Below are 5621 nucleotides of genomic sequence, written 5' to 3'. Positions count from 1 at the left end.
ACCCGTCGAGCAACGGATCCAGCCCGGCGACCACCTCGTCCAACGCCTCGGCGAACACCGGGAACCGCTCATACAGCCCCCGGCCCATCCCGGCCCGCTGGCTGCCCTGACCGGTGAACAGGAAGGCGACCTTGTCGCGCCGCCCGCTCTGTCCCAGCAGGACGCCCGCACCCGGCCGGCCCTCGGCCACGGCTCGCAGCCCGGCCACGACCTCCTCGCGAGCACCGGCCAGCACCGCCGCCCGGTGCTCGAAGACCGATCGCGTCGCGGCGAGGGAGAAGGCCGTGTCGGCCAGATCCAGCTCGGGCTCGGCCTCCAGGAGGGACACCAGCCGACCGGCCTGCGCCCGCAGCGCCTCCGCCGTACGACCGGAGACCAGCATCGGGGGCACGCCCACGGTCGTCGCCGGGGCCCGGTCCTCGGCTCCCGCCTCGATCCGCCTGCCGTTCGGCGCCTGCTCGATGATCACGTGGGCGTTGGTGCCGGTGAGGCCGAACGACGACACTCCCGCCCGCCACGGCCGGTCCACCCAGGGCCACGACCGGGGTTCGGTCAGCAGCTCCACCGCGCCCATCGACCAGTCCACGTGCGACGACGGCGCGTCCACGTGCAGCGTCCGGGGCAGTACCTCGTGCCGGAGGGCCATCACCATCTTGATCACACCGGCCACGCCCGCGGCGGCCTGGGTGTGGCCGATGTTCGACTTGACCGACCCGAGAAGCAGCGGACGGTCCTCCGGCCGGTCCTGACCGTAGGTCGCCAGCAGCGCCTGAGCCTCGATCGGGTCGCCCAGCGTCGTCCCCGTACCGTGTCCCTCGACCACGTCCACGTCGGCGGGGTTCAGCCCGGCGCTGCCCAGGGCCTGGCGGATCACCCGCTGCTGCGACGGGCCGTTCGGCGCGGTGAAGCCGTTGGACGCGCCGTCCTGGTTCACCGCAGAACCGCGCAGGACCGCGAGCACCTGGTGGCCGTTGCGCTGGGCGTCCGACAACCGCTCCAGGACCAGCACGCCCACGCCCTCGGACCACCCGGTGCCGTCCGCCGCGTCGGCGAACGCCTTGCACCGGCCGTCGGAGGCCAGCCCGCCCTGCCGGGTGAACTCCACGAACGCGCCGGGGGTGGACATCACGGTCACCCCGCCCGCCAGCGCCAGCGAGCACTCACCGCTGCGCAGCGCCTGTGTCGCCAGGTGCACCGCCACCAGCGAGGACGAGCAGGCGGTGTCCACCGTCACCGCCGGACCCTCCAGGCCCAGCGTGTACGAGAGCCGGCCGGAGGCCGCGCCCGCGCCCATGCCGGTCCCGACGTTGCCCTCGAGGTCGGCCAGCGAGCTCACCATCAGGTACGAGTAGTCCTGGCCGCTCATCCCGACGAAGACCCCGGTGCGGCTGCCGCGCAGCTTGGCGGCGTCGATCCCGGCCCGCTCGACCGCCTCCCACGACACCTCCAGCAGCAGCCGCTGCTGCGGGTCCATCGCCAGCGCCTCACGCGGCGAGATCCCGAAGAACCCCGGGTCGAAGTCCGCGACGTCGCGGATGAAGGCTCCCTTGTCGGTGTCGCTCCGCGCCCGGCCGTCCGGACCGCGGGCCGACAGCGTGCCGAGGTCCCAGTCGCGGTCGGACGGGAAGCCCGAAGTGGCGTCACCGTCCTCGGAGATCAGCCGCCACAGGTCCTCGGGGGAGGACACCCCGCCGGGGAACCGGCAGCTCATCGCCACGACGGCGATCGGCTCGGTGGTGACCGCGACCAGCTTCTGGTACTGACGCCGTAGCCGTTCGGCCTCCTTCATCGAGGTCCGGAGCGCCTGTACGACCTGCTCACTGGGCGTATCCATCACAGCCTCCGTACGTCGGGCGGGGTCGGGAAGCCCACGGCCGGCGTCGCCGGTTCCAGGACACCCGCCACCGCCGCGTCGATCGCGTCAGTCACCACGGCCCTCTCCGCACGCACCGGCACCCGGCGCTCTCACCCGGCGGGGCGTCCCCGCCGGGGAGGGGAGGCGGTAGCACGGGTCTCCGCATGGTCGAAGAGGGTGACCGGCGGTACGCGCGACGGGACTCCCGTTGAGAGGGAGGTCGTCGAGCATGCCATCCATTCGGTGAAGTTAGGCCGATGGCGACTCGGCAAACGCCTAGTCTTTGGCAGGCCCGACACGGCGACCGGCGAGACGGCCGCTGGGACGACCGGCGAATCGACCGGTGAGGCGACCGCTGAGACGGCCGCTGAGACGGCCGATTAGGCGACCGCTGAGACGGCCGCGTCCACGGGCCGGGGCCCCGGGAAGACTAGTGATCCTCCTAATATCGCCGCGATACCGTGCGGGCACGCCGGCGTGCGGGACAGAGCGGACGCTCGCGGCGATGACAGATCCGCACCGGAGCAGGCGCCCGCGCGTCACTGGCCGTTCGGCGGCCCGGCTCCCGCGATGGAGGTATGTGATGGGCGAGGGCCGCAAGCCACTGCTGTTCGTCAGCAATCCGGGAGCCGGTGTCTACAATCCCCTGCGCGTGATCGCCGCCGAGCTGGCCCGGCGCGGCACGGAGGATCTGTGGTTCGCGACGGACGAGTCGCTCAGGGCCGACATCGAGAAGATCGACGAGGGAAGCGGCGTGCGCTTCGCCTCGCTCGGCGAGACCGATCCGGATCACTCCCCCGCCGACTGGGACGACGAGATGTACCGGCTGGCCACCCAGCGTTCCCGCTGGAAGGCGCACCACGCGGTGGTACGGCGCGGGTTCGACCCGGACGGGGGAGAGAAGAAGTATCTGGCGCTCGACGCCCTGGCCGAGGAGATCGAACCGGCCCTCATGGTCTTCGACAGCGTGAACCCCCTCGGGCTCCTGATAGCGCTCAAGAGGAAGATCCCGTTCGTCCTCAGCTCGCCCTTCCTGCCGAGCAACCTGCTTCTCGCCAAGACGCCGCGCGGGTTCCCCATGATGCACACCGGGCTGCCCCTGAACATGTCGTTCCGGCAGCGGGTGCAGAACGACGTGTTCAAGATCCGGGCCGGGCTGATGTTCCTGCACCCGAAGATGTTGAGGCTCGCTCTCAAGGGCGTCGCACGTGTCAGGCAGCTCCAGCTCCCGCGGGAGATGCTCAGTCCGTCGGCGAAGATCGACTGCGCCGACGCCGTCCTGTGCTACACGGTCTTCGGGCTGGAGTACCCCCTTCCCCTCCCGGACAAGTTCCACCTGGTCGGCGTCATCATCCCGCCCCTGCCCGAGGCGGAGGAGGACGGCGACCTGTCCCGCTGGCTCGACGCCAACCCTTCCGTGGTCTACATCGGGCTCGGCACCATCAGCCGGCTGACCCGCCCCGAGGTGCACGCGCTGGTGGAGGTCGCCCGCCGGTTGGACGGCAGGCACACCGTGCTGTGGAAGCTCCCCACCGAGCAGCAGCACCTGCTCCCCCCCAGGGACGAGCTGCCGGCGAACCTCAGGATCGAGAGCTGGGTTCCCTCCCAGCTCGACGTGCTGGCCCATCCCAACGTCAGGCTCTTCTTCAACCACGGCGGCGCCAACGCCTTCCACGAGGGCCTGTACTTCGGCAAGCCCCAGATCATCCGGCCGTTGTGGGTCGACTGCTACGACCAGGCGGTACGCGGCGTGGACAGCGGGGTCAGCCTCACGGTGGACGATCCGCAGACCATCGACGTCGACGACGTGTTCGGCAAGATGACCCGGCTGCTGGACGACCCCTCCTTCCGCGAGCGCGCCGAGTTCTTCGCCGAGGCGCAGCGCGAGGCCGGGGGCACCCGGGCGGCGGCCGACCTGATCCTGGGCAACCCGGCGCTGAAATGACCTGACAGGTACTGCCGAAGGACGTGGCGACAGCATGGAAACGCACAGTGGCGATCCGATATCCATCGAGTTCCCGAGGCGGCGGCGCGGGCAGCTCTCTCCCCCCGACGAGTACGCCTCGCTCCGGGAGCGGCCGGGGCCGGTCAGGTCGGCGCTGCCAGGAGGCAGCGCGGTGTGGCTGGTCTCCCGGCACGACGACGTGCGCACCGTGCTCACCGATCCCCGGATCAGCGCCAGCCCCCTGCACGAGGGCTTCCCGACGATCGGGCGCAACGGGACGGTGCCCCCGCCCGACCAGATTCCCGGCTGGTTCGTCGCGTACGACCCGCCGGAGCACACCCGCTTCCGCAAGGCCCTGATCCCCGAGTTCACCGTACGGCGGGTCGCCGAGCTCCGCCCGGCCATCCAGCGGGTCGTCGACGCCTGCATCGACGACATGCTCAACGCCGGCACCACCGCCGACCTGGTGCCCGCGTTCGCGCTGCCGGTGCCTTCGCTGATCATCTGCGAGGTGCTCGGCGTGCCGCGTACGGACCGCGAGCTCTTCGAGTCGAGGACGCGCGTCCTGGTGACCCTCACCTCGACCGACGACGAGCGCGAGGCCGCGACCAGGGACCTGCTGATGTACATCTCCAAGCTGATCACCATGAAGCAGCGGTTCCCCGGCAGGGACCTGACCAGCCGGCTGCTGTCCGCGGGGGTGCTGACCCCCAAGGAGATCTCCGGCGTCGCCCTGCTGCTGCTGATCGCCGGGCACGAGACGACGGCGAACAACATCGCGCTCGGCGTGGTCATGCTGCTGCTGAACCGGCAGTGGATCGGCGCGCCGGGGGTGGTGGAGGAGGTGCTGCGCTACCTGTCGGTCGCCGACCGGGTGGCGCTGCGCGTGGCCGTCGAGGACGTCGAGATCGGCGGGCAGGTGATCAGGGCCGGTGAGGGCATCGTGCCGCTCGGCGCCGCGGCGAACCACGACCACGCCACGTTCGAGCGGGCCGACGAGTTCGACCCGAGCCGCTCGGCCCGCCACCACGTCGCGTTCGGGTACGGCGTGCACCAGTGTCTCGGGCAGAACCTCGTCAGGGTCGAGATGGAGGCCGTCTTCACGTCCCTGTTCCGGCGGATCCCGACCCTCCGGCTCGACACGGCGGTCGAGGACCTGCCCTTCAAGTACGACGGCGTGCTGTTCGGGCTGCACGCGCTCCCGGTCCGGTGGTGACTCCGCTGGTGACTCCGCTGGTGACGGAGCGGGAGGCCCCGGCGGGTCGCCCGCCGGCCCCGGTCCTCCAGGGATCCCTGTTCTCCAAGGATGAGGAATGTCATGCGTGTCAACGTGAACGCCCAGCACTGCGTCGGCGCCGGCCAGTGCGTGCTCATCGCGCCGGAGGTCTTCGACCAGAACGACGAGGGAACCGTCGTGGTCCTGGTCGAGACCCTGGACGATCCGGCTCAGGCCGTCACCCGGCAGGCCGTCCTGGCCTGCCCGTCGAGGTCCATCTCGCTGGCCGACGGCTGAGGGCCGCACCGAGCGGGTGACCGTGGTCTGACCGCACGAATCCGACCCGGCCGGGGACGCACACCCGGCCGGGTCGACGTGCCTTCCGGGCCGTCCCGCTCCCCCGGGCCCGTCCCGCCCCCGCACCGGCCGTCCGACCGTGAACGCCGAGACGCCGGGCGGGACGGTAGGACAGCGCGGGGCAGCGGGACGGCGCGGCTCAAGCGGCCCAAGCGGCCCAGCGGCCCAAGCCGCTCAACAGCCCAAGCCGCTCAACGGCTCAGCGGCTCAACGGCTCAAGCCGCCTAGACGCCCAGCGGCCCAGCCGC

The 5621-nt window shown here is 71.4% G+C and carries 5 protein-coding genes; 4 read left to right on the top strand and 1 reads right to left on the bottom strand.

Annotation, left to right across the window (positions count from 1 at the left end):
* Positions 1 to 1834 (bottom strand): type I polyketide synthase (locus AC5L38_RS42620; RefSeq protein ID WP_495248523.1); only part of this gene is annotated, 1834 nt, incomplete at its 3' end.
* A 198-nt stretch (positions 1835 to 2032) separates the two neighbouring features.
* Here AC5L38_RS42620 and AC5L38_RS42615 point away from each other — a divergent pair.
* The 4 genes from AC5L38_RS42615 to AC5L38_RS42600 all read left to right on the top strand — a co-directional run bounded on the left by AC5L38_RS42615 (position 2033) and on the right by AC5L38_RS42600 (position 5313).
* The gene (locus tag AC5L38_RS42615) at positions 2033 to 2239 is read left to right on the top strand and encodes a hypothetical protein (protein WP_495248522.1); all 207 of its coding nucleotides are present in this window, start codon (positions 2033 to 2035) and stop codon (positions 2237 to 2239) included.
* A gap of 199 nt (positions 2240 to 2438) precedes the next feature.
* Positions 2439 to 3800: a glycosyltransferase gene (locus tag AC5L38_RS42610; protein WP_495248521.1), complete on the top strand. Its 1362-nt coding sequence runs from the start codon at positions 2439 to 2441 to the stop codon at positions 3798 to 3800.
* A 34-nt stretch (positions 3801 to 3834) separates the two neighbouring features.
* A complete protein-coding gene (locus AC5L38_RS42605; protein ID WP_495248520.1) occupies positions 3835 to 5016 on the top strand; it encodes a cytochrome P450 in 1182 nt (393 codons plus the stop codon).
* Between the two features lie 102 nt (positions 5017 to 5118).
* The gene (locus AC5L38_RS42600) at positions 5119 to 5313 is read left to right on the top strand and encodes a ferredoxin (RefSeq protein WP_495248519.1); all 195 of its coding nucleotides are present in this window, start codon (positions 5119 to 5121) and stop codon (positions 5311 to 5313) included.
* Positions 5314 to 5621 lie beyond the last annotated feature (308 nt).

Source organism: Streptosporangium nanhuense, assembly GCF_059358815.1.
This window is presented reverse-complemented; position numbering and strand designations above follow the sequence as displayed.